Annotated in this window: 21 protein-coding genes; 12 read left to right on the forward strand and 9 right to left on the reverse strand. The window is 67.8% G+C overall.

Features of this window, described 5'->3' with window-relative positions:
* The first annotated feature begins 45 nt into the window (after positions 1-45).
* From EII35_RS06380 to EII35_RS06390, 3 genes are all read left to right on the forward strand, one after another.
* Positions 46-498: a hypothetical protein gene (locus EII35_RS06380; protein WP_125227623.1), complete on the forward strand. Its 453-nt coding sequence runs from the start codon at positions 46-48 to the stop codon at positions 496-498.
* 177 nt (positions 499-675) lie between these two features.
* On the forward strand, positions 676-2,202 hold the full coding sequence (locus EII35_RS06385) for a Re/Si-specific NAD(P)(+) transhydrogenase subunit alpha (protein ID WP_125227624.1): 1,527 nt from the start codon (positions 676-678) through the stop codon (positions 2,200-2,202).
* Positions 2,203-2,250: 48 nt separating this feature from the next.
* The gene (locus EII35_RS06390; protein ID WP_260465042.1) at positions 2,251-3,600 is read left to right on the forward strand and encodes an NAD(P)(+) transhydrogenase (Re/Si-specific) subunit beta; all 1,350 of its coding nucleotides are present in this window, start codon (positions 2,251-2,253) and stop codon (positions 3,598-3,600) included.
* Here EII35_RS06390 and EII35_RS06395 read toward each other — a convergent pair.
* The 7 genes from EII35_RS06395 to EII35_RS06425 form a co-directional block, all read right to left on the reverse strand.
* Positions 3,575-4,396, reverse strand: coding sequence for a siderophore-interacting protein (locus EII35_RS06395; RefSeq protein WP_125227626.1), 822 nt, complete (start codon positions 4,394-4,396; stop codon positions 3,575-3,577). The two genes, EII35_RS06390 and EII35_RS06395, sit on opposite strands and share 26 nt — an antisense overlap.
* 72 nt (positions 4,397-4,468) lie before the next feature.
* Positions 4,469-5,842, reverse strand: coding sequence for an ABC transporter permease (locus EII35_RS06400; protein ID WP_125227627.1), 1,374 nt, complete (start codon positions 5,840-5,842; stop codon positions 4,469-4,471).
* A complete protein-coding gene (locus tag EII35_RS06405) occupies positions 5,839-6,954 on the reverse strand; it encodes a COG1361 family protein (protein WP_125227628.1) in 1,116 nt (371 codons plus the stop codon). The genes EII35_RS06400 and EII35_RS06405 overlap by 4 nt, the downstream gene beginning before the upstream one ends.
* The gene (locus tag EII35_RS06410; protein WP_125227629.1) at positions 6,951-7,682 is read right to left on the reverse strand and encodes an ABC transporter ATP-binding protein; all 732 of its coding nucleotides are present in this window, start codon (positions 7,680-7,682) and stop codon (positions 6,951-6,953) included. Before EII35_RS06410 ends, EII35_RS06405 begins: the two co-directional genes overlap by 4 nt.
* A gap of 83 nt (positions 7,683-7,765) precedes the next feature.
* The gene (locus tag EII35_RS06415) at positions 7,766-9,439 is read right to left on the reverse strand and encodes a TM0106 family RecB-like putative nuclease (protein ID WP_125227630.1); all 1,674 of its coding nucleotides are present in this window, start codon (positions 9,437-9,439) and stop codon (positions 7,766-7,768) included.
* Entirely contained in the window at positions 9,436-10,128 is a 693-nt protein-coding gene (locus EII35_RS06420) for a demethylmenaquinone methyltransferase (protein WP_125227631.1), read from the reverse strand. Before EII35_RS06420 ends, EII35_RS06415 begins: the two co-directional genes overlap by 4 nt.
* 30 nt (positions 10,129-10,158) lie before the next feature.
* Positions 10,159-10,728 carry a maltokinase N-terminal cap-like domain-containing protein gene (locus EII35_RS06425; protein WP_125227632.1) on the reverse strand — a complete coding sequence of 190 codons (570 nt, stop codon included), beginning with the start codon at positions 10,726-10,728 and terminating at the stop codon, positions 10,159-10,161.
* 128 nt (positions 10,729-10,856) lie between these two features.
* Here EII35_RS06425 and EII35_RS06430 point away from each other — a divergent pair, with 128 nt between their 5' ends.
* From EII35_RS06430 to EII35_RS06460, 7 genes are all read left to right on the forward strand, one after another.
* Positions 10,857-11,504 carry an ABC transporter ATP-binding protein gene (locus EII35_RS06430; RefSeq protein ID WP_125227633.1) on the forward strand — a complete coding sequence of 216 codons (648 nt, stop codon included), beginning with the start codon at positions 10,857-10,859 and terminating at the stop codon, positions 11,502-11,504.
* The gene (locus EII35_RS06435; RefSeq protein ID WP_125227634.1) at positions 11,501-13,126 is read left to right on the forward strand and encodes a DUF6297 family protein; all 1,626 of its coding nucleotides are present in this window, start codon (positions 11,501-11,503) and stop codon (positions 13,124-13,126) included. The genes EII35_RS06430 and EII35_RS06435 overlap by 4 nt, the downstream gene beginning before the upstream one ends.
* Before the next feature lie 125 nt (positions 13,127-13,251).
* Entirely contained in the window at positions 13,252-14,595 is a 1,344-nt protein-coding gene (locus EII35_RS06440) for an ABC transporter substrate-binding protein (RefSeq protein ID WP_125227635.1), read from the forward strand.
* Positions 14,595-15,767 carry a carbohydrate ABC transporter permease gene (locus EII35_RS06445; protein WP_125227636.1) on the forward strand — a complete coding sequence of 391 codons (1,173 nt, stop codon included), beginning with the start codon at positions 14,595-14,597 and terminating at the stop codon, positions 15,765-15,767. Before EII35_RS06440 ends, EII35_RS06445 begins: the two co-directional genes overlap by 1 nt.
* Positions 15,764-16,609 (forward strand): carbohydrate ABC transporter permease, encoded by an 846-nt coding sequence (locus EII35_RS06450; RefSeq protein ID WP_125227637.1) that lies wholly within the window; start codon positions 15,764-15,766, stop codon positions 16,607-16,609. The genes EII35_RS06445 and EII35_RS06450 overlap by 4 nt, the downstream gene beginning before the upstream one ends.
* Before the next feature lie 358 nt (positions 16,610-16,967).
* Complete coding sequence (locus tag EII35_RS06455; protein ID WP_125227638.1) at positions 16,968-17,771, forward strand: immunoglobulin domain-containing family protein; 804 nt, start codon at positions 16,968-16,970, stop codon at positions 17,769-17,771.
* 70 nt (positions 17,772-17,841) lie between these two features.
* Positions 17,842-18,567, forward strand: coding sequence for a class I SAM-dependent methyltransferase (locus tag EII35_RS06460; protein ID WP_125227639.1), 726 nt, complete (start codon positions 17,842-17,844; stop codon positions 18,565-18,567).
* Between the two features lie 105 nt (positions 18,568-18,672).
* On the opposite strand, the gene EII35_RS06465 is transcribed toward EII35_RS06460, so the two are convergent.
* Entirely contained in the window at positions 18,673-18,939 is a 267-nt protein-coding gene (locus EII35_RS06465; protein WP_125227640.1) for a DUF1540 domain-containing protein, read from the reverse strand.
* A gap of 192 nt (positions 18,940-19,131) precedes the next feature.
* Complete coding sequence (locus EII35_RS06470; protein ID WP_125227641.1) at positions 19,132-20,379, reverse strand: isochorismate synthase; 1,248 nt, start codon at positions 20,377-20,379, stop codon at positions 19,132-19,134.
* Positions 20,380-20,625: 246 nt separating this feature from the next.
* Here EII35_RS06470 and EII35_RS06475 point away from each other — a divergent pair, with 246 nt between their 5' ends.
* Entirely contained in the window at positions 20,626-21,891 is a 1,266-nt protein-coding gene (locus tag EII35_RS06475) for a geranylgeranyl reductase family protein (protein ID WP_125227642.1), read from the forward strand.
* A gap of 31 nt (positions 21,892-21,922) precedes the next feature.
* Entirely contained in the window at positions 21,923-22,282 is a 360-nt protein-coding gene (locus tag EII35_RS06480; protein WP_125227643.1) for an NADH-quinone oxidoreductase subunit A, read from the forward strand.
* Positions 22,283-22,287 lie beyond the last annotated feature (5 nt).

Here is a 22,287-nt window from a genome sequence, read left to right on the forward strand (position 1 = left end):
CGGAGACACACTTAACCCCGATCAATCGACGCGAGAGGAGTATGCATGCGACGGTTCCACCGGCCCGTGCGACGGGCCAGTGACATCCTCGAGGAGTTCTCCGGCTCGGGAGATCCTGCGGAGTTGAGCCGTGCCGCACACGACACCGCGGCGATCCTCGTACTGCTGGCCAAGGAGAGGTCTCCTGAGGTCCGTGCCCGCATGGCGGAGCACCTCAATCACGAAGGGGTCGAGGAGCTGGTTCAGCTGTGGCAGCAGGCCGCCCCGATCTCCCTCCCCGGAGCGCTGTGGAAGCTCTACCAGATCGAGCGGCAACTGCCCGAGGGGCCCGTGGCCTCCGACATCCGGCTGCTGCTCGGCGGACACTTCGACGGCGAGTTCGGCGAACTGTGTGAACGGGCCGCCATCATCGGGCGTCGACTCGGGCCCCGCTGGGACAACTGGGCCGCCGAGCTCGAGGCGTGCGCCAACCAGTGGCACTCCGGTGTCCTCTGGTGACGATGTCAATCCACCAAGGACGGCGGAAACCGGCTAGCATGGCAGTGCCGGGCCGCGGTAACCCCGGGCTCCACCTCTAGCCGCTGCGAGCGGCCTCACGCCGAGAGGCGTTCCCGGTCCGGCCCCATTGCCCACCCCGCCCCCACCCACGAGGTGGGGGAGCGGTAGCTTGTGGCCATGCGCATTGGGGTCATCAGGGAGCGGGACGACGCCCGGGTCGCCGCCACTCCGACAACCGTGGAACGACTCATCCGGCTCGGCTACGAGGTCGACGTCGAGTCCGGCGCCGGGGCCATGGCCTCCCTCCCCGACGATGCCTACGTGGCGGCCGGGGCACGGATCGTCGAATCGGCCTGGGGGGCCGACGTCGTCGTGGCGGTCAACCCACCCGAGGAGGAGCAGATCGCTGCCATGCGGCCGGGGGCCACCCTCATCGGGTTCCTCGCCCCGAGACAGCGGCCGGAGCTCACCGACCGGCTCGCCGCCCAGGGGATCACCGCCCTCAGCATGGACATGGTGCCCCGCACGTCCCGGGCCCAGGCCCTCGACGCCCTCAGCTCGCTCGCCAACATCTCCGGCTACCGGGCCGTCGTCGAGGCCGCCCACGCCTTCGGCCGGTTCTTCACCGGCCAGGTGACCGCGGCGGGCAAGGTGCCGCCCGCGACCGTCTTCGTCATCGGCGCCGGCGTGGCGGGACTCGCCGCCATCGGGGCGGCGAACTCGCTCGGGGCCGTCGTCCGCGCCACCGATGTCCGGCCCGAGACGGCCGAGCAGGTCGAGTCGATGGGGGCCACCTTCGTGCACGTCGACTCCGCCGACCAGGGGATCTCCTCCGACGGCTACGCCAAGGAGGTCGGGGAGGACTACGCCCGACGCGCGGCGGAACTGTACGCCGCCCAGGCCCGCGAGGTGGACATCATCATCACCACCGCGGCCATCCCCGGAAAGCCCTCGCCGAAACTGATCACCGCCGACATGGTGGCCAGCATGAAACCCGGTTCGGTCATCGTCGACCTCGGCGCCGTGGGCGGCGGCAACTGCGAACTCACCCGACCGGGGGAGAGCCACGTCACCGACAACGGGGTGACCATCATCGGCTGGACCGACCTCGCCGCGAGACTGCCCGGGCAGAGCTCCCAGCTCTACGGCACCAACATCGTCAACGCGCTCGCGCTCATGACCCCCGGCAAGGACGGCGAACTCGTCATCGATGTCGACGACGAGGTGGTGCGCACCATGACCGTCGTGCTGCGCGGCGAGATCACCTTCCCACCACCCCCGATCCAGGTGTCGGCGGCGCCGAGCCCCAGCCCCGCCGCCGCGACGGAGGTGGTCGCCCCACCGCCGCGACCACCACGCCCCTGGTGGCACGAGGTTGCCCTCGTCGGGCTCGGTGCGGCTGTCTTCATCGCCGCCCTCACCGTTGCCCCGGCGAGCTTCGTGGGCCTCATGGCGGTCTTCGTCGTCGCCGTGGTCGTCGGGTACTACGTCGTGTGGAACGTCACCCACGCCCTCCACACCCCGCTCATGAGCGTCACCAACGCGGTCTCGGGCATCATCGTCGTCGGGGCCATGACCCAACTCGCCCACCCCGAGTGGGCGGTCAAGATCCTTGCCTTCGTGGCGGTCCTCATCGCCTCCATCAACGTCTTCGGCGGGTTCACCGTGACCCACCGGATGCTGGGCATGTTCAGGAAGGGCTGAGTCGTGCTGCAGAACTTCATCGGTGCCACCTACATCGCGGCCGGGCTGATGTTCATCCTCGCCCTGGCAGGGCTCAGCAAGCACGAGACCGCGAAGAAGGGCAATGCCTACGGCATCCTCGGCATGGTCTTCGCCCTCGTCGCCACGAACTTCTCCATCGCCTGGCAGGATCTCGCCGCGGGCCGACCCCAGTGGAGTTCCGCCGTCCTGCTCTACGCGGCCGTCCTGGTCGGCGGTGCCATCGGCGTGTGGCGGGCGCGACGCGTCGAGATGACGGCCATGCCGGAACTCATCGCCCTGCTGCACAGCTTCGTCGGGGCCGCCGCGGTGCTCGTCGGCATCAACGTCCATCTGGCCGCCACCCACTCCGACGTGGTGCACGCCGTCGAGGTGGTCCTCGGCGTGTTCATCGGTGCCGTCACCTTCACCGGCTCCCTCGTGGCCTGGGGCAAGCTCAACGGGCGGATGGCCTCGAAACCCCTGGTCCTGCCGGGGCGGCACTGGTTGAATCTCGGGCTCGTCCTGGCCTCCGTCGGCCTCGGCTGGTGGTACGTGGCCTCCGGCTCGCTCATCCCACTCCTGTTGGTCACGGTGCTGGCCCTCGTGCTTGGTTTCCACCTCGTGGCGGCCATCGGTGGCGCCGACATGCCGGTGGTGGTGTCCATGCTCAACTCCTACTCGGGCTGGGCCGCCGCGTTCTCCGGGTTCATGCTCGACATGAGCGTCCTCATCATCACCGGCGCCCTCGTCGGCGCCTCCGGCGCGATCCTGTCCTACATCATGTGCCGGGCCATGAACCGGTCCTTCGTCTCCGTCATTCTCGGTGGCTTCGGCGACGCCCCCGTGACGGAGTCCGCCGAGATGGGGGAGTACCGGGAGGCCAGCACCGCGGAGGTCGCCCAGCTGCTCGACGGCGCCCGTTCCGTCGTCATCGCGCCCGGCTACGGGATGGCCGTCGCGCAGGCCCAGTACCCCGTCGCCGAGTTGACCTCACAGTTGCGGCAACGGGGAGTCGAGGTGCGGTTCGCCATCCATCCCGTCGCCGGCCGCCTGCCCGGGCACATGAACGTGCTCCTGGCGGAGGCCAAGGTGCCCTACGACATCGTGCTGGAGATGGATGAGATCAACGATGACTTCGCCGACACCGACGTCGTCCTCGTCATCGGTGCCAACGACACCGTCAACCCGGCGGCCAACGAGCCCGGCTCCCCGATCTCCGGGATGCCCGTGCTCCGGGTGTGGGAGGCCGACCGGGTGGTGGTGTTCAAACGCTCCATGAGTGCCGGCTATGCGGGAGTACAAAACCCGTTGTTCTTCAACGACAACTCGGTGATGTGCTTCGGAGATGCCAAGGCGACGGTGCAGCAGATCCTCACGGATCTTGCCGCTGGGTCGTGAGATCGGCCTCTAGCTGTGCCGTGAACTCCTTCTTGCTGGCCCGCCACTGCTCGTCGGTCATGCCGCGACGCCAGTAGCCGGAGATCGAGACGTCCTCGCGGGGAACCCCCAGCCCGAGGAGGAGATGCCGCCGGAGGGAGCGCACCATCTCCGCCACGCCGTGCACGAACCATCCGATCCGCCCCTCGGGCAGCTGGAGGGAGCGCACCGCCTCGATGAGTGGTTCCCCGTGGAGGGCGTCCCCACGCATCAGCCATGTCGTCTCCACGCCTGGCCGGGAGGGGAAGTCGAAGCGATGATCCACCTCGAGCAGCACCGTCGCCGTGACTCCGTCGGGGAGGGCCTCGACGCCGGCGGCGATGGCGGGGGCCGCGGACTCATCACCGGCGAGGACGACGTGATCGAGGTCGGCGCTGGGGGACCAGGCTCCACCCGGGCCGAGGAAGCCGACCGGGGTGCCGGGCGAGACCGTCGACGCCCACGGGCCCGCGACGCCGGAGTCTCCGTGGGTGACGACATCGACGGTCATGGTGTCGTCGTCGAAGGCCCGGATGGTGTAGGCCCGCAGCACCGGCTGCTGGTCGGCCGGGAGCTCGGCCTGCGCCTCCGCGAGGTCGAACGGCCAGGTCAGCCCCGACCCGGGGCGGGGTAGCACGAACTTGATGTAGCAGTCGGAGAACGCGACCTCCGCGGCGGTCAGATCCTCCGTCCTCAGGCGCAGCCGCACCATGGTGGGGGCCAGCAGCTGCCGGTCGATCACGGTGGCGGTGCGGGCACGTCGAGCGGGTCGGGTCATGGGCCCTCCTGAGGTCTCGGGGACACCCAGCCTAACGGGAGGGCCATGGCGAGGACGGTCTTCTCACCGCTGTCACTGGTTGCGGATGGCCTCGAGGGCGCTGAGTCTCGTCGCCCGGTGGGCCGGGATGAGTCCCGCGACCGTCCCGATGAGGGTGGCGAAAACCAGCGTGGCCCCCGCCAGCCAGAGCGGGATGACTGACAGCGGGGCCCCGCCGCCCCCGAGCCCGAGGGCCCCGAGGGCACCCCCGTCGCCCTGGTCGCCCTGACCCATCGTGTTGTTCAGCACCGCCGAGGTGGCGTAGCTGCCGAGGATGCCGATGACCCCGCCGATGAGGCCGATACCTGCCGCCTCGAACAGGAACAGGGCGCGGATGTCCCGCAGGGCGGCACCCAGCACCTTCATCACGCCGATCTCCTTGGTGCGCTCGTAGACGCTCATCATCATCGTGTTGGCGATGCCGATCGCCGCCACGAGGAGGGAGACGGCCCCGATGCCGCCGAAGACCGCCTGGATCATCTGGGTCTGCTCCTGAGCGGCCTTGATCCACTCGATGGCTGCGTACGCCTGGTAGCCGTCGTCGCGAACCGCCTTGAGCACCTGCTCCGAGGCCTTGAGGTCCTCCGTGACGAGGAGGAAGGCGTTGTAGGTGAACGACCCCTTGGGCTTGCCGTTGCTGTGGGTCTCCTGGCCCGGCAGGGCCTTGCCGCGGTTCGCCTTGTCCCATGCCTTCTTCAGGACATCCAGGTCCATGTAGATGGTGTTGGAGGTCTCGGAGTACTCGCCGAACACCCCGGCCAGTACCCCGGTGACCTTGGTCTCCACTGGCTTCAGTTTCGGACCCTCCTGCCCCTGGTCCCCTTGGCTGGGCTCGGGGCCGGGCGGGGCGAAACCCTCCGTCTCGAAGTTGACCGTGATCTTCTCGCCCAGCAGCGACTCGCCCGAGTCGTGGAAGGTCTCACCGGTGCGGGGCTTGTACAGGTCGCCGGAGACCATGTGCCCCACGGTGAGTCCGGAGACGCCGGCGTCGGGAGCGTTGCCCTCGCCGATCTCCAGTTTCAGGTGGGCCAGCGACTCCCGCGGCACCGCGATGAGCTGGGCCCCTCCCTCGTACTTGCCGACCTTCAGGCTCACGAATTGCTCGTAGACCGGGATGACGTGCTGGACCCCCTCGTAGCCCGCCAGCGTCGCCGCCATCTTGTCATCCATGCGGGGCGGCTTCCCTCGCCCGGTCTTCTCCTGAGGGGGGCCGCTCACCGAGACCCGGGTGAGGGTCACCTCGGACTCGATGCTCTTGACCACGGACTCGGTCAGCCCGATGCCGAGCGAGACCATGACGACGACAGCGATGGTGCCGATGGTCACTCCCGCCACGGTCAGGACCGTGCGGAACTTCCGCTGCCACAGTGAGGCGAGGCTCGTGGTCAGCAGATCGGTGAATCTCATGGCTGGTCGGGGGCGACCAGCGGGTCGCCGTCCAGGAGGGTCAGGTCGGAGGTCTGTTGCTGTTGCCGCTTTGCGCGCCGTGCCACCGCGATGCTCGCGAACAACAGGGCCACGGCCAGCACACCGCCGCCGATCAGCCACCACAGCCAGGCGTCGCCGGACTCCTGGGGCTTTGCGGGCTCGGGCTCCTCAGGCTCCATCGGGTTGAGCGGTGGCTCCATCGGCTCCTTCTGCATCCCAGCCAACACCGTGAGGGCGAGCTGCTTCTCCAGGGTGGTGGCCTTGCCGTCGCCGTCCTCGAAGGACAGCACCACCGTGATCGGTTCGGTGCGTTCCTCCGCGGCCATGAGGGTCATCTCGACGTTGCTGGAGGCTCCCGGCTCCACGGCGCCGATGAAGTGCTCCTTCGCCGCCACGCCCTGTCCCTCCGCCACGGTGGCCTTGGCGTTGAAGATCTTGGACTTGCCGAGGTTGTTGAAACTGAATGTGACGGTGGTCTCCTCGCCGACGGGAACCTCGGTCGGGTTGACCGTGATCGTGGAGGTCTCCGCCCTGGTGGGCTGGGCCACGGGCACGGAGATCGTTTCCGTCGTGGTGTAGGAGTTGGCGGAGGCGTCCTCGTACTCGATGGTCATGGTGATGGCGTAGGGGCGGTTCTCCAGCGTCGGCAAGGTGGTGAAGTTGACGTCCCTGCTCACCGAGCCCTTCGGCTTGATCGCCGAGATCCAAGTCGACGAGGATCCGTTGACGGGCAGGAAGGCACCGTCGGCCTGGGTCAGGGTCACCTTGAGGTTGCTCACCCGGGTCTGTTTCGACTGGTTGACGAGGGTGTAGGTGAGGGCGAAGCTGCTGCCCGCCGTCACGGTCTGGGGATTCGCGATGACCGATTCCAGCATCACCCGCGGCACGGAGACCCCGGTGGGGCCGCTGCCACCCCCCTGGTCGGAACCGGAGCCCGGGCCCTGCGGCGGGGCGGTGTCCTTCGGGGCCTGGGGTGAGGAACTCTCCTTGGTCCCCTTGTCCTTGCCCTCGTCGGCATGGACCAGCACCGACGGGATCAGGAGGGCCAGACAGGTGGCCAGTGCGACGATGAGCAGACGGAAGGGTCTCATGAGGGCTCCTCGGAGTCGTCGTGGTGCTGATGGGTGATGTCGGTGATGCGTCCGTCCGTGATGGAGACGATGGTGTCGGCGAAGCTCGCGAGATGGGCGTCGTGGGTGACCATGATCCAGGTCTGGTGGAACCGTTGGATGACGCGTCGGAACAGTTTCAGGGTGGATTCCGCGGTGCGGGAGTCGAGGTTCCCGGTCGGTTCGTCGGCGAACACGAGCTTCGGGCCCGAGGCCATGGCCCTGGCGATGCCGACGCGCTGCTGCTGGCCGCCGGAGAGTTGGGTGGGGCGGTGGTGGAGGTGGTCCCCCAGGCCGAGGGTGACGAGAACCTTCCGGGCGATCTCCTCCCGTCGCTCCTTCTGCATGCCTCGGAACGTCAGCGGCAACGCGACGTTCTGGATGGCGGTGAGCTGGGGCAGCAGGTTGAACGACTGGAAGATGAACCCGACCTGCTCGCGACGGTAGGTCACCAGCCTGCTCTCGCTGAAGGAGTGGAGGGGCTGGCCGTCCACCCAGATCTCGCCCGCCGTCGGTTTCTCCAACCCGCCGAGCATGTTGAGCAGTGTCGACTTGCCGGAACCCGACGTGCCCACCACCGCGGTGAACGTGCCGCGGGGGATCTCCAGATGCACCCGGTTGAGGGCGACGACAGGGGAGTCGCCCACCCGATACACCTTGCTCAGGTCACGGACGACGACGAGCGGGTCGGCTGCGACCTGCGTCACCATGATTCCTCCTCGAACGATGCGAGAGAAGCTACTGCCCCGGAAATCCCATGGCAAGGGATTTCACCCCAAGGAAGACTGTGGTCTTATCGGTTGGGGACCGGGGTCCCGTCGTCGATGCCCTGCATCCACTCCCGCACGTGCCAGGTGGCCCGCACATCGTCCTCGTTGTACTCCAGCACCCGGATACGGGCGGCGTCACGTTCCCTCGGATCCGGGGCCTCCGCAGCCGTGGCGAACCAGGTCTGCGAGTTCAGCCCGCCCGGCTCCTCGTCCCGCCACGAGAAGCCCGCCCCCTTCGAGGCGACGATCTTCAACCCGAGTCCCTCCACGCCGACGAAGTTGTCGCGTACCAGCTCGAACAGGTCGACGAAGTGTTCCTTGACGAGGCCACACAGCCGCTCCAGCTCCGGGTTCGAGCTGCGTCGTGCCAGACGGCGCAGATGGACCACCTCGTAGTCGGAGTAGTGGAACACCCGAAGCCCCGGATGCTCCGCGATGAGACCGAGCAGCCAGCGGGCGAAGGCGACGGCCACCGCGATCTCCTCGTCGTCGCCGAGGCGGGTGAACGAGTCGAAGTGGTGGTACGCCTGCTCCCCGGTCCTGCGGTCGGTGAGGAGCGCCCCCCACAGGTAGGTGCGGTCGTGGTCATCGGTCTCGATGTCGAGATCCACCTCCACGTCGGCGCGCGGCGTGCCGATCGGGTCGGTGGAGATCTTCTCCAGGGCGACGCCCCGGGCCAGCATCCGGGCCCGACGCGCCGCCTGCCTCAGCCGCGCCTCGGAGCGGTCCCGGTGCGCCGTCAGCGGCAGGTAGGCGGGGAGCAGCGCGTCGACGTCGGCCTCGGCCAGCTGGCTCACCGTCGTGATCCCCAGTCCCATGAGGGTCTGCAACTCGCGCACGTCGAGGGGGGTCTTCGAGATCCGCAGCGACAGGTCGTCGTCGTCCATGCGGGGACGACACGTCTCCCACCAGGCACACCACTCGCACTCCGCCACCCGGATGGGGCGCACCACGGGGGGACGGTCGTCGTCGGGGACCCGTTTCATCGCCTCCTCGGCGACGTGGATGCGGAACCCGTGCTCGTGGTCGTAGCGTTCCAGCGGGGAACGCAGCCTGTGCCCCGACGGGGAGGTACGGGAGAAGGTCCTCAGGAACCGCCAGTCCAACGGCACCCACGTGATCTGTGCGTTGTGACCGTCGTCGCTGCCGACGATGCCGCCGAGTGGGGTGTCGGCGGCGAAACCGCAGGCCTGGAGCAGACGCCACAGCTGAGCCAACTCGATGAGGGCCCCCTCCCGGTAGGCGCGGTACCGCAGGTTCGGCAGCGGCCGCAGCGTCGTCGGGTCGCCCAGGCTGGAACGCCTCAGTTCGGTGGCCCTGACCTGCTTCTCCAGCACCCGATAGGGCTTGATACGGACCGGCCAGTAGCCCGAGTCGCCGCGCACCAGCAGATCGGCCTGGCCGCGACGGTGCCCGGCCGGGTCCGGGGGCAGCCGACCCCCGATGATCGCCGGCACCTGGTCCGTCATCGCCGCGAGGGTGGCCTCCTCCGCGTGGACGGCCAGGCCCAGGTCGACGACGTCGCGCCCGGCCGCGACCTTCGCGAGGATCGATTCCCGGAACTCGGTGCCCCCGCCGAAGGCCTCCCGCAGCGACTCGTCGAGGGGGACGGCAGGCTGAGGCGTCCCCGGGTCGAACGCGTTGAACGTCTTGACGGGGCAGCTCCGGGCAGCGTACGGGTCGAGGAGGAAGGTCATTTCCTGGCCCGGTGGAGGGCGACGATGCCGCCGGTGAGGTTCCTGTGTTCGACATCCCGCCACCCGGCCTCCGCGATGAGTGTCGCGAGACCCTCCTGATCCGGCCAGGCGAGGATCGACTCCGCCAGGTAGCCGTAGGCGGCGGGATTGCTGGAGATGCGGGCCGCGAGCGGCACCAGCCGCAGTGCACCCCGGGTGTAGATGAAACGGAACCAGGGGTGGGTCGGGGTGGAGAACTCCGCCACGACGAGGCGGCCACCGGGCCTGGTGACACGTAGCATCTCGCGCAGCGCACCCGAGGTGTCCTCGACGTTGCGCAGCCCGTAGCTGATCGTCACCGCGTCGAAGGAGTCGTCGGCGTAGGGGAGGGCCAGCGCGTCGCCACGGACGAAGGTCAGCTGCGGCTGGCGGCGCTTGCCGACCTGGAGCATGCCCATCGAGTAGTCGGTGGGGAAGACGGTCGCCCCCGCCTGCTCGTAGGGCACCGACGAGGTGCCGGTCCCCGCCGCGAGGTCCAGGACCCGCTCGCCGGGACGCAGGTCCAGGGCGGCGAGGGTGTGCTGCCGCCAGCGTCGCTCCTGGCCGAGGGAGAGGACCGCGTTGAGAAGGTCGTACCGTGGCGCGACCCCGTCGAACATGGCCGAGACCTCGGCACGCTTCTTGTCGAGGTCGGCTCGGGTCTGCTCCATGGGCAGCAGGATATCGTCGTCCGTGTCGGCTCAGTGCATCACGGCCAGCAGGTCGGAGTGGGAGACCCCGCCCTGGGTCCACTGCCCCATGAGCTGACCGACGACGTCGTTGATGGGCTCCCGTACCAACTTGTGGATGACGTGCGGGTAGCCGCTGGTCTCGCCCTCGACGAGGCCGCTGCCGAAGACCTGGATGGTGCCGGGGATCGCCTCGTCGGACCCCTCCGCCCGGATCTCCGCCTGCGTGTCCTTCTCCGTGATGACGCGGGTCAGCTCCGCCAGGTAGACGGGATCCGTCTGCGCGTCGTAGCAGTACCGGGTGCCGAGCTCCGAGTGCTCGAGGGTGCCGATGAGGGCACCGCCGTCGAGCGGCCGCGGCCGCCACGTGACCGGCACGTGGTAGACGGCGTCCGTGGATCGGATGAGCATGCAGTCCAGCCCCACCTCGCCATCCGGGTCGACGAAGCGGAACTTCGCGACGATCTCCAGGTCGGTGGCGTCCCCGTCGAACCACCATTGATCCGGCAACCACGCCGCCAGGAGCTCGAGTTTGCTGGGGCGCAGGGTGGCCCCGGGATGGACTCGCGCAATTCCGCTCATGACAAAACCTCCGTCGGTGGCCCGAGGGGTGCCCAGCACATCCTCGTGACCGGCAGCACTTTCTGGTTCCACCCTAGCCGGTGGCCCGGGATGGGAACAGCTGGGGGTCCTCCGCCGAATGGTCCACAATGGACGCCGTGGCGAAGAAGGACATCGTTCTCAAGGTGGCGAAACTCAAGAAGGCCTACGGGCCCGTGACGATCGTGGAGGGCTTCGACCTCCAGGTCGCGGCGGGTGAGGCCGTGGCCCTGACAGGGCGCAACGGCGCGGGCAAGTCGACGGTGCTCCGGTGCCTCGTCGGTGCCGATCGACCCGACGACGGCACCATCGAGGTCCTCGGCGTCAAGATGAGTGAGGCCAACCCGGAGATCCGACGCAACGTCGCCACCGTCATCGACGACCTCGACTTCTTCCCCGACCTCAGCGTCGTCGAGCACCTCGACCTGCTCGCCCGGGCCCACGGCCTCGTCGACCCCGACGACCTCGTCGACGAGATCCTCGAGGAGGTGCAACTGGTGCCGCAGGCGGGGCAGCTGCCCTCCACCCTGTCGTCCGGTCAACGGCGGCGCCTCGCCCTGGCGACGGCCTTCGTGCGTCCCCGGCGACTCCTGGTCCTCGACGAGCCGGAGCAGCGCCTCGACGTCGAGGGCGTGGCGTGGCTGGGGCAGCGCCTCAAAGAGGAACTGAGCGACGGCCTCGCGATCGTCCTCGCCTCCCATGAACCCTCGCTCCTGGCCGCCATCGGCGCCCGCGAGGTCAGGCTGGGTGAGCGATGAGCGACCGCTTCGGGGAGATCGGGCGGGTCGACGAGAGGCAGCTGCGGCTGCTGGTGCGGGACTGGCGCCACGGTCGCGCGGACCGCAACATCCTGCAGGCCCTCAGCGACGCCTACGTCATGGTCTTCGCCCTCGTGCTCATCGGCGCGATGCTGGTGAGCTCCATCCTCCAGGCACAACGCACCGTCGCGGTCTGTGACACCGACGCCTGTCTGGCCTCCCGCGGTCTGCTGCCGTGGGCCGCGACCGCGGCCTTCCTCACCCTCGCCCTCGTCGCGGCCCGGATGTTCGGTCCTGTGATCGCCTCCGCCGCCGAGGGATTCTGGATCCTCGACGGCGACGTCGACCGGCGGCGCTTCCTCAAGGGCCGCCTCGTCGCGGCGGTGGTGCTCGCCCTGCTCGTGGGTGGGGGGCTCGGGGCGCTGGTCGCAGCTCTGGTCGGGGCCGACGCGGAGAGCATCCTCATCTGGGCGGCGGCCGCCGGGCTCGGCTGCTTCGGACTCGTGGCCTTTGCCGCGGCGGAGCAGGCGTTGGAGCGTCGCTGGATCATGAGGGGCGTCATCTGGCTCACCGGTGTCGTCGCCTTCGTCGCCCTGGCGATGCTGGTGCTCATCGCGACGGGGACCCTGCCCGCCCGAACCGTGGCTGCCCTGGGCGTGGACTTCGCCTGGATCGTCGTCGCGGTCGGCGCGGTGCTCGGTGTCGGGTCGCTGCTGCTGGCCTGGGCCAGGCTGTCCCGGCTGCGGCGGCAGCGACTCGTGGCGGGGTCGTCGCTGGCTGCGGGGCTCCAGGGCGCCGCCTTCGCCCTCGACCTGGCGCTGGTCCGCGACATCCTCGTCGACTTCCGGTTCCGTGAGCAGGGACATGTCCGTCCGACGCGGGGCTCGGGGTCCGGCCTGGCTGCCCTCGTCATGCGCGACGTGCAGCGCCTGTGGCGCAACCCCCGTCCGCTGGTGTTCTGGATCGTCTCGATGCTCATCCCCTACGCCGTTCAGGCGCTGGGGCTCGGGGTCATCGCCTCCTCGCTGTCCGCGCTGGTGCTCATGGCCGCGCTCATCGGCTTCTGCAACTCGATGCGGGTGCTGACCCGGACCAAGGGGCTGCAGCGGTGCTTCCCCTTCGCGCCCGGCGCGGTCCGGCAGGCGACGATGGTGGTTCCGGCCGTGCTGGCACTGCTGTGGGCTGTCGCGACGACCCCGGCCTTCCTCGGGGTCGTCGGCGGGACGCCGGTCGACGTGGCGACCGGGGTCGGGCAGGCGCTGCTGACGGCGGCAGCCGGGTTGCTGGCCGCGGTGCGGTGGGTGACGGCGAAGCCAGCGAACTATGGCGGCCCGCTCGTCGCGACGACGGGTTTCGGGGCCCTCCCGCCGGGCCTGATGTTCTCCCTCATCAAGGGCGTCGACATCGTCGCCGTGGTGACGCTGCCGATCGTCCTCGGCTGGCCCGCCTGGCTGTCGGTGTCGATCGCGCTCATCGTCTTCTTCGTGCTGCGTTCCGGATTTGACCAGCAGACCCTGATGGAGCAGCACGAGGAGCAGCAGCGGCTGCTCGCGGAGGAGAAGGCGCGGCGGGCCGGGACCGTCGCGGCCCGGAACAAGGTGAAGGTGCAGCGCCGCCGCTGAGAATCAATCTCTGGCGCTTTCGGGGCGGTAGGGGAGGGAGAATCCGTGTATCCCTGCCACCACCCCCCATCCCACTGTAGATTCACCTCCAAGGTCCCGGTAGGGGGCCATCCGAGAGGAGAATCATGAGCCGGTTGCGATGGAGCGCTGTCCTGGCTGCAGCAATGGCGCTGACCTTGACCATGAGTGGATGCCTGCAAGATCCCAGGCGCCAGACGACAGGGGGTGGCGACGGCGAAGGCTGGGTGGCCGACGGGGGAACCGCGGACGGTGACAACAAGGTCACCATCTTCGGGGCCTTCGGTGGTCAGGAGAAGGCGGCCTTCGAGGCGTCGCTTGCGAAGTTCGAGGCCGAGTCCGGCATCGACGTGGAGTACGCCAACAGCGATGACTTCACCACTCTCATCAAGACCAAGATACGGTCGGGGGACACCCCGGACATTGCGTTGTACCCTCAGCCGGGTGGCCTGTTGGAGGCGGCGGCCGAGAAGGCGATCCAGCCGATTGACACCTACCTGGACTACGACGCCCTGGACTCCACGCTGGTGCCCGGTTTCCTGGAGGCGGCCAGGTACAAGGGGCGCGTCTACGGGGCCCCGATGCGCATGGCGGTGAAGTCCATCGTCTGGTACCCGGCCTCCTACAAGGCGCTCGGCCTCAGCACCGAGCCTGAGACCATGCAGGAGCTGGCCGAGATCTCGGACCAGATCAAGGCTCAGGGCACGGCCCCATGGTGTCTGGGGGTGGAGTCCGATGCCGCCACCGGTTGGCCTGGCACGGACTGGATCGAGGAGATCGTGCTCCGGATGTACGGTCCCGACGTCTACGACCAGTGGACCAGCCATCAGATCCCCTTCAATGACGAGCGCATCGTGAAGGCCTTCGAGGAGTTCGGGAGGATCGCGCTCAGCGAGGGCAACGTCTACGGCGGCAGCCAGGGCATCCTGGCCACGAACTTCGGCACCACGATGAACCCGGCGTTCAACGACCCCGCGCAGTGCTACTTCATGAGGCAGGGCAACTTTGTGGCCTCGATGCTGCCGAAGGAGGTGCAAGGTGACCTGGACAACGCCGTCGGCACCTTCGCCTACCCGCCCTACGAGGGTGGCTATGACGGTAAGCCGATGCTGGGTGGGGGCGACATCGCGGGGCTGTTCAACGGCAATGACCCCGATGCCATCGAGGTGATGAAGTTCCTCACGAGCGACAGGTTCGGGGCCGAATGGGCGAAGGAGGGCGGTTGGCTGTCCCCACACAAGACCTTTGACGTGGCGAACTATCCGAATGAGACCACCCGCAGAATCGCCGAGATGGCCACCAGTGCGACGGTGTTCCGCTACGACGGCTCGGACCTGATGCCGAACGCCGTCGGTGGTGGCTCGTTCTGGACCGGCATGGTGGACTTCCTGAGCGGGGCCAAGACGGCCCAGCAGGTGACCACCGACATCGAGAACTCCTGGCCGAAGTGATGAGTACCTCGACGTCGAACGTGACCCAGGTCACGGTGTCCCCCGGGCCGAAGCGGGCGTCAACTCCCGCGAACTGGCCTCGGGCGCTCATGGGACTGGCGGGCATGGTCCTGATCGGGTGGTTCGTCGGCAACGCCTTCCTGGCGTTGGCCTACTACCCGGAGTGGTTCAGCGTCGGTGTCCCCGTGCTCAACAAGATCATCCAGGCGCTGCTGGCCATGGTCTTCGGCATCGGCGGTTCGCTGCTGTTCTTCGGCAGCATGAACCTGTTCATCGGCGGTCTGCCGGGCAGGCTGTCCCAGTTCCTGATGCCTTACGCGTACGTGTTGCCCGGCTATTTCACCATCGGGCTGGTGCTGCTCTACCCGACCATCCAGACAGTGAACTACTCCTTCGCCAACGAGAACTCCACGGCCTACATGAACCCCGTGTTCGGCAACTTCCAAGCGGTGCTCAGCTCGGATGAATTCCTGCGCACCATCTGGAACAACGTGCTGTGGCTGCTGCTGGTGCCCGCTTCGACCGTGGTCATCGGGTTGATCGTCGCGGTGCTGGCGGATCGGCTGTCGCCTGGCGGGGAGAAGCTCTCGAAGGCATTGATCTTCCTGCCGATGGCGATCTCCTTCGTCGGCGCAGCCACCATCTGGCAGTTCATCTACGACTATCAGTCAGGGGACAAGCAGATTGGCCTGCTCAACGCGCTCGTCGCTGCCCTGGGCGGTCAGCCGGAACCGTGGATGCAGCACGAGGCCGGGGCACTGAACAGCCTGTTGCTCATGGTGATCGTGGTCTGGCTGCAGGTCGGCTATGCCATGGTGCTGCTGTCCACCGCCATCAAGAACGTCCCCGAGGACACCTTGGAGGCGGCCCGGATCGACGGGGCGTCGGAGTTGAAGATCTTCTTCCAGATCATCATCCCGCAGATGAAGGGCACCATGATCACGGTGTTCGTCACTGTGTTCATCATGGTGATGAAGATCTTCGACATCGTCTACGTCATGACCAACGGCAACTACAAGACCAACGTGATCGCCAACATGTTCTTCCAGGAACTGTTCGTCAACCAGAACGCCGGGAAGGCATCAGCCATCGTGGTGCTCCTGCTGCTGGCCGTGATCCCCGTGCTCATCTATCAGGTGCGTCACTTCAAGCGTGAGGAGCAGGAGCGATGAAGGCTGTCGAGACCCACAAGCGCAGCTGGGTGAGCATCATCGTGGTGGCCCTGTTGTGTCTGCTGTGGTTGCTGCCCACCATCGGTCTGTTGGTGACCAGCTTCCGGCCCATCGACGACATCAACTCCTCGGGGTGGTGGGAGGCGATCTTCCGACCGGCCTTCACGTTGCAGAACTACGTCGGGGTCTTCGAGAACAGCAACATGGCGATGGCCTTCGTCAATGCCTTGGCGGTCGCGATTCCGGCCACCATCATCCCGATCATGTTCGCGGCCTTCGCGGCGTACGCCTTCACGTTCCTGGACTTCCGGGGGAAGGACTTCCTGTTCGTCACGATCGTCGCGGTGATGGTCGTGCCGTTGCAGGTGGCGCTGCAGCCGATGCTGGACCTGCTCGGCCCCCGGGGGCTGAACATCGCGGGCCAGTACGTCGCGGTGTGGTTGCTGCACACCGGGTTCGGCATGCCGCTGGCGATCTACACCCTTCGCAACTACATGACCACGCTACCGCGTTCCATCATCGAGTCCGCGAAGATGGACGGGGCCACCCACTACCAGACCTTCTGGAAGCTGGTGTTCCCCATGTCGATGCCGGCGATCGCCGGGTTCGCCATCCTGCAGTTCCTCTGGGTGTGGAACGACCTGCTGATCGCGCTGCTGTTCCTCAAGCCGGAGAACGAGACGGTCATCGTCTCGCTCAAGGGGATGCTGGGCACGCAGGGCCAGGGTTGGGAGCTGCTGACCGCGGGCGCGTTCATCTCGATGGCGCTGCCGCTGCTGGTCTTCATCCTGCTGCAGCGGTTCTTCGTCCGGGGCATGACCGCAGGGGCGGTCAAGGGCTGACGCGCGGGACCACCGGTTCTCGGGACGGGGTGGGCAGACGTTGCCGACGGCGGCTGCTCGTCGCGGGGACCGGTTCGCCTGCCTCAACGCGGGTTCGCCTGTTTTGAGGCAGGCGAAACCGCCACGGTCACGAACCGCCGCCCTTCCTTCGGTTGAAACGGGCGAAGCAGGGCGGCGATTCGTGCTCGCTCGGGTGCGCGGGTTGGGGGCAGGTGGGGCTGTCCGTCGGGTGAACCCGGTTGTGCGGGCGATCTCCCACTGCGACGGGAGCTGCTGGGGCCTGGCCGGGGGTAGGTTAGGCACACCTGTTTTCAATGGCGTATTCTGGCGGCATCTTAATCGAGCGAGAAGGCGTGCCATGAGTGTCACCCCGAATGTTCGCCGCGACGCGGTGCCCGACCTGTCAGCGATCTCCCTTGCCGAGCGCATGGTGACCGGGAGCGCCAGTTGCTCGCTGACGGCGTGGCGCCTCGACACGCAGTATGACCTCGTCGCCCACGGACTCGCTGTCGGTGGGGAACTCGTCGTCGCCGTGCGGCCGCCGTTGGAGTGCCCGCTCGCGACGTTGCCGCCCGGGACCGGCGTCGAGGTGCGCCTCGACCTCGTGCGCGACTGCTCCGATCCGATGCTCCGCGTGGTCGCGGCTTCCTGCCACCTGCTGGGTGAGCTGACCTTCCTCGACCGCAGTGAATGTGCCCGGCTGCTCCAGGAGGCTGAACTCCCGGAGCGCGTGGCCGAGCTGGCGGGGTTCCCGGGAACCCGGATCGGGGTCGTGACCACCGACCGGGTCCTCGTCCATGATCGACGTGGTGTCACCCCGGTGCCATGGGAGGCCCTCGGAACCCCGCTGGCCGACTTCCCCCGCGACGACTTCGGTCTGCACGACGCCGTCGTCTCCCAGGGGCAGGGACGGCTCGGGATGCTGTGTGACGCCGTGCGGCTCGGCATCGTCCCCGGAACGGCGACGGTGCGTCCGACCGGCAGCCAGGTCTGCGGTCACGTCCTCGACCGAGTGTTCTGCATCGACGTGGACCGTGCCGGGGCCACGCTCATGCGCATCGGAGCGGAGGAGACGGTGACGGCCTTCATCGAGTTCCCGACCTGTCCGACGTGCCCCGAGGCCGTGGGGGAGACCCTCTCGGCGATCGCCTCCGCCATGTGAGGTCTGCGCCCGGGCGGGGTGGTCGTGAGATGCTGACTCCATTGTCAACCGATCACCCGCCGGAGGAACCATGAGTTTCGACGATCCCCGCCTCGCCGTCGTCTACGACATCGACAACCCCGACGGGCCGGATCACGACTTCTACCGGCGCCTGGCCGATGAGACCGGGGCCCGGAGCATCACGGACCTGGGGTGCGGCACCGGCATCCTCACCGTGACCCTGGCCCGGTCGGGACGCGAGGTCACGGGCATCGACCCAGCGCCTGCGATGCTGGAGCAAGCGGGGAACCGGCCCGGTGGGGATCGGGTGACGTGGCTCCTCGGCACCGCAGAGATGATCGCCCCGGAGAGCACGGAGCTCATCCTCATGACCGGCAACGTGGCCATGCACATCATCGGGGATGCGTGGCATGAGACCCTGGGACACATCGCACAGGGACTGCGGCCCGGCGGGGTGCTGGCCTTCGAGAACCGCAATCCCGAGGCCGAGGCGTGGAAACGGTGGAACCACGACCTCGCCGAACGTGACACCCCCGTCGGTCGCCTGCGGGAATCCCTCGTCACCGAGCCGCCCGATCACCGAGGCGTCGTCGTCATGCACTGCCACAACGAGTTCGTCGACGATGGCGCGGTGGTGGACGTCGACATGCCGCTCCAATTCCGCAGCCACGACCAGGTGGTCCGCGACCTGGCCGCGGTCGGACTTCGGGTGGAGGCGACCCACAGCAACTGGGAGCAGCGTCCGTTCACGGGAGGTCCCGACGAACTCCTCATGGTGATCGTCGCTCGCAAGTAGGAGGATTCACCTTTCCTCGCATCCTCGTGGACGCAGCACGGCCGCAGCCCCGGATGGGGACTGCGGCCGGTCGTTGCGTTCAGACGGTTGCCCGTGGGCCTGGGGTCAGCGGGCCTCGAAGGAAGTGCACTTGGCGTCGGCGACCTCGACACCGGCGGCGGTGCACATGAGGTCGGAGTTGTGGACGCACTCGAGACGCTGGCAGGCACCCACGCGGCCGTCAGCGGTGGGAAGGCCGCCGCGGGCGTCCAGCGTGATGAAGGTGGTGCAGGCGGACTTGCCGTCGATGGTCACGGCGAAGGCGGTGCAGCCGCCGTTGTTGAAGGCGCAGTTGGTGGTGGTGCAGGACTTGAGGGCGGTGATGGTTGACATTGTCGGACCTTTCGTCTGGGAGGCATCTGACACCATTGACACTAACCCCGGAACAAGGGGTCCGCAAGCAAGAGAAACCTGACCTGACTAGGGATATCGATGCTCATTGATTGTGTAATCCCGATTGTTTCCGCAGTGTTTTCATCACCTAATTGATGAATCAGCAGGCCAGGTTTCCGAGGTCAGGTCACCCTACAATCCGAGGGCGTCGAGCATGGGCCTGAACTTCGCCAAGGTCTCGGCCAGCTCCGAGGCGGGATCCGAGTCGGCGACGATCCCCGCGCCGGCGTACAGCCGGATCTCGTCGGGCTGGGCCGGGTTGATGTATCCGCCCCTGAGTGCGATGGCCCACTCGCCGTCGCCGGCCGCGTCGACCCAGCCGACGGGACCGGCGTAGCGGCCACGATCCAGGGACTCGCGTTGCGCGATGATGCTCCCCGCCAGGTGGGTGGGAGTGCCGCACACCGCTGCTGACGGGTGGAGGGCCGCGGCGAGGGCGAGGGAGCTCACCTCCGGGTCCGAGACCCCCGTGATGTCCGTCGCGAGATGCATCACGTTCGGCAGGGTGAGCACCGAGGGGGCCTCGGGGACGTTCATGGCCGCGCAGTAGGGTTCCAGGGCCTCGGCGACGGAGGCCACGGCGAACTCGTGCTCCGAGATGTCCTTGCCGCTCGAGGTGAGCTGCCCGATCCGGGAGACCGGGTCGGTGTGGTCGGGGTCGATGGACACCGTACCCGCGAGTACCCGGGAGGTGACGAGCTGGTGCTGTCGACGCACGAGCAGTTCGGGTGTGGCCCCGACGAGCCCGTCGACGAGATAGCTCCACACCATCGGGTATCGCTCGACGAGGCGCCCGAGGATGTGACGCGGGTCGAGGGGGCTGCTGGCGCGCGCCTTCAGGGACCGGGCCAGCACGACCTTCGACACTGAGTCGCTGTGGATGAGCGCCACGACGTCACGGACCAGGTCCTCCCACTCCGCCTCGGGGAGCCCGTCGGGCATGAGTTCCAGCCCGGTGGGCGCCGCCGGGGGTTCCGCGGCCTCGGGGAGATCGAGGCTGGAGCGCCCCTCACTGATGCGGGTCATCCAGGCATGTCCTGCGCGACGACCGATGATGGTCTCCGGCACGACCAGGATGGAGCGGGAGCGGGTGTTCTCCGGGTCGAAGGCGAAGGAACCGATGGCCAGGGGGCCCGTCCCGAAGGCGCCGGGGAGCTCTGAGTCGTGGTCGATGTGGGAGGCGGTCTCCGTCCACCACACGTCAGCGGCGTCGGCGTAGTCCGTCTCGAAGCGCGCGACCTCGCCGAGCGTGACGATCCCCTCCCCCTGGCGGACGAAGGCGGTGGAGTGCTCCGCGTCGAGGAAGCGCAGCAGATCTCCCGGGTCGTCGATGGCGACGGTGGTGGCTCGCAGCCGTTTCGTCGCGAAGTCTGGGGTCACCCGGGGAACGATAGCCGAGGCTGAGCCCGTGCCCGAAGACGGGGTCGTGACCGGGTGTCGCCACGTCTGGGTCCCACGTCGATTAACGACCCATTTCTGTTGCCTAAATCCTTGGTGAAAGGCCTTGTCAGGGGAGATTTCGCGCGTGCTTGGCTTCGGGTCGCGAGAACCAATCCGAGCCCCTAGACTGGCCCTGAAATGCGGGGTTCCCTGTCCCGACCGGACTCAACAGTCAAGGAGTGATGAATGCCGAAGGCGCAAGCCGACGTGGTCGTCGTCGGTGCAGGCCCCGGCGGCTCAGCCGCAGCCGCCAACCTGGCGAGACAGGGACTCGATGTGATCCTGCTCGAGAAGTCGAGGTTCCCCCGGGAGAAGGTGTGTGGCGACGGCTTCACGCCGCGCACCACGCGCGCCCTCGTGAGACTGGGCATCGACACCTCCGAGGAGGCGGGCTGGGTTCACAACCGCGGCCTGCGGATCTACGGCGGACGTGTCGAGCCCTTCCAGCTCGACTGGCCGACCCTCACCGATTTCCCGCCCTACGGTCTCGTGCGCACCCGTGCCGACTTCGACGACATGCTGGCCCGCCACGCCGTGGGCTTCGGTGCCGAGCTCATCGAGGAGGCCAACGTCACCGAGGGCATCGTCGACGACCGGACGGGGCGCATCGTCGGCGTGCGTACCAAGGACGGCGCGGAGTACCGCGCCCCCGTCGTCATCGCCGCCGACGGCAACTCCTCCCGGCTGTCGGTCTCCATGGGGCTCAACAAGCGCGACGACCGCCCCATGGGGGTCGCCTACCGCGCCTACTACCGCTCGGAGACCCGAAGCCATGACGACTACCTCGAGTCCTGGCTGGAACTGTGGGACGGCAAGCCCCGCGAGTCCACCCTCATGCCCGGCTACGGCTGGATCTTCGGGATGGGCGACGGCACCTGCAACGTCGGCCTGGGTGTGCTCAACACCTCGAAGTCGTTCCAGCGCACGGACTACCGCGAACTCATGAAGCGGTGGCTCGACAACACCCCCGAGGAGTGGGGCTTCCGTGAGGAGAACCGCATCGGCCGGATCCAAGGAGCTGCCCTGCCGATGGCGTTCAACCGGCAGCCGGTCTACGGCCGCGGACTGCTGCTCGTCGGCGACGCCGGGGGCATGGTCAACCCCTTCAACGGGGAGGGGATCGCCTACGCCATGGAGTCCGCGGAACTCGCCGCCGACGCGATCGCCGAGGCCAAGGCGCGAGGATTCGGCACCGAGTCCGCCGAGCGGGTGCTCCACGCCTACCGCACGCGGCTCAAGGCCAGCCTCGGCGGCTACTACCGGCTGGGCACCATCTTCGTGAAACTCATCGGCGACCCGCGGATCATGCACCTGTGCACGACCTACGGGCTGCCCCGCAAGACCCTCATGCGATTCGTCATGAAACTGCTCGCGAACCTGACCGACAGTCGCGACGGGGACGCGATGGACCGCATCATCAACGCACTGTGCAAGGTCGCCCCGTCCGCATGACCGGACACGACAGGAGAGGAAGGGACAAGGCATGAACCCCTACATCCCCATCATCGGGATGGTGGTGCTCGCCACCGGATTCGTGGTGGTATCCATGATCCTGAGCGTGCTCGTCGGCCCGGGCAGGTACAACCGCGCCAAGTACGACCAGTACGAGTGCGGCATCCAGCCCACCCCGCAGCCCGTGGGCGGTGGTCGCTTCCCGGTGAAGTACTACGTCATCGCGATGCTCTTCATCATCTTCGACATCGAGATCGTGTTCCTCTACCCGTGGGCCATCACCTACAACCAGCTGGGGATCTTCGGCATCGTGTCGATCCTGCTGTTCATCGTGACCGTGCTGGTCGCCTACTACTACGTCAAGCGCCGCGGCGGCCTCGACTGGGACTGAGAAGG

This window comes from Arachnia propionica, from assembly GCF_003932785.1.
In the GTDB taxonomy this organism is placed as follows: Bacteria; Actinomycetota; Actinomycetes; order Propionibacteriales; family Propionibacteriaceae; genus Arachnia; species Arachnia propionica_B.

Bases quoted from the DNA above. Each gene is read 5' to 3' on its own strand.
- EII35_RS06380 (WP_125227623.1), top strand. From the start codon at position 46: ATGCGACGGTTCCACCGGCCCGTGCGACGGGCCAGTGACATCCTCGAG.
- EII35_RS06385 (WP_125227624.1), top strand. From the start codon at position 676: ATGCGCATTGGGGTCATCAGGGAGCGGGACGACGCCCGGGTCGCCGCC.
- EII35_RS06390 (WP_260465042.1), top strand. From the start codon at position 2,251: ATGTTCATCCTCGCCCTGGCAGGGCTCAGCAAGCACGAGACCGCGAAG.
- EII35_RS06395 (WP_125227626.1), bottom strand. From the start codon at position 4,396: ATGACCCGACCCGCTCGACGTGCCCGCACCGCCACCGTGATCGACCGG.
- EII35_RS06400 (WP_125227627.1), bottom strand. From the start codon at position 5,842: ATGAGATTCACCGATCTGCTGACCACGAGCCTCGCCTCACTGTGGCAG.
- EII35_RS06405 (WP_125227628.1), bottom strand. From the start codon at position 6,954: ATGAGACCCTTCCGTCTGCTCATCGTCGCACTGGCCACCTGTCTGGCC.
- EII35_RS06410 (WP_125227629.1), bottom strand. From the start codon at position 7,682: ATGGTGACGCAGGTCGCAGCCGACCCGCTCGTCGTCGTCCGTGACCTG.
- EII35_RS06415 (WP_125227630.1), bottom strand. From the start codon at position 9,439: ATGACCTTCCTCCTCGACCCGTACGCTGCCCGGAGCTGCCCCGTCAAG.
- EII35_RS06420 (WP_125227631.1), bottom strand. From the start codon at position 10,128: ATGGAGCAGACCCGAGCCGACCTCGACAAGAAGCGTGCCGAGGTCTCG.
- EII35_RS06425 (WP_125227632.1), bottom strand. From the start codon at position 10,728: ATGAGCGGAATTGCGCGAGTCCATCCCGGGGCCACCCTGCGCCCCAGC.
- EII35_RS06430 (WP_125227633.1), top strand. From the start codon at position 10,857: ATGGACGCCGTGGCGAAGAAGGACATCGTTCTCAAGGTGGCGAAACTC.
- EII35_RS06435 (WP_125227634.1), top strand. From the start codon at position 11,501: ATGAGCGACCGCTTCGGGGAGATCGGGCGGGTCGACGAGAGGCAGCTG.
- EII35_RS06440 (WP_125227635.1), top strand. From the start codon at position 13,252: ATGAGCCGGTTGCGATGGAGCGCTGTCCTGGCTGCAGCAATGGCGCTG.
- EII35_RS06445 (WP_125227636.1), top strand. From the start codon at position 14,595: ATGAGTACCTCGACGTCGAACGTGACCCAGGTCACGGTGTCCCCCGGG.
- EII35_RS06450 (WP_125227637.1), top strand. From the start codon at position 15,764: ATGAAGGCTGTCGAGACCCACAAGCGCAGCTGGGTGAGCATCATCGTG.
- EII35_RS06455 (WP_125227638.1), top strand. From the start codon at position 16,968: ATGAGTGTCACCCCGAATGTTCGCCGCGACGCGGTGCCCGACCTGTCA.
- EII35_RS06460 (WP_125227639.1), top strand. From the start codon at position 17,842: ATGAGTTTCGACGATCCCCGCCTCGCCGTCGTCTACGACATCGACAAC.
- EII35_RS06465 (WP_125227640.1), bottom strand. From the start codon at position 18,939: ATGTCAACCATCACCGCCCTCAAGTCCTGCACCACCACCAACTGCGCC.
- EII35_RS06475 (WP_125227642.1), top strand. From the start codon at position 20,626: ATGCCGAAGGCGCAAGCCGACGTGGTCGTCGTCGGTGCAGGCCCCGGC.
- EII35_RS06480 (WP_125227643.1), top strand. From the start codon at position 21,923: ATGAACCCCTACATCCCCATCATCGGGATGGTGGTGCTCGCCACCGGA.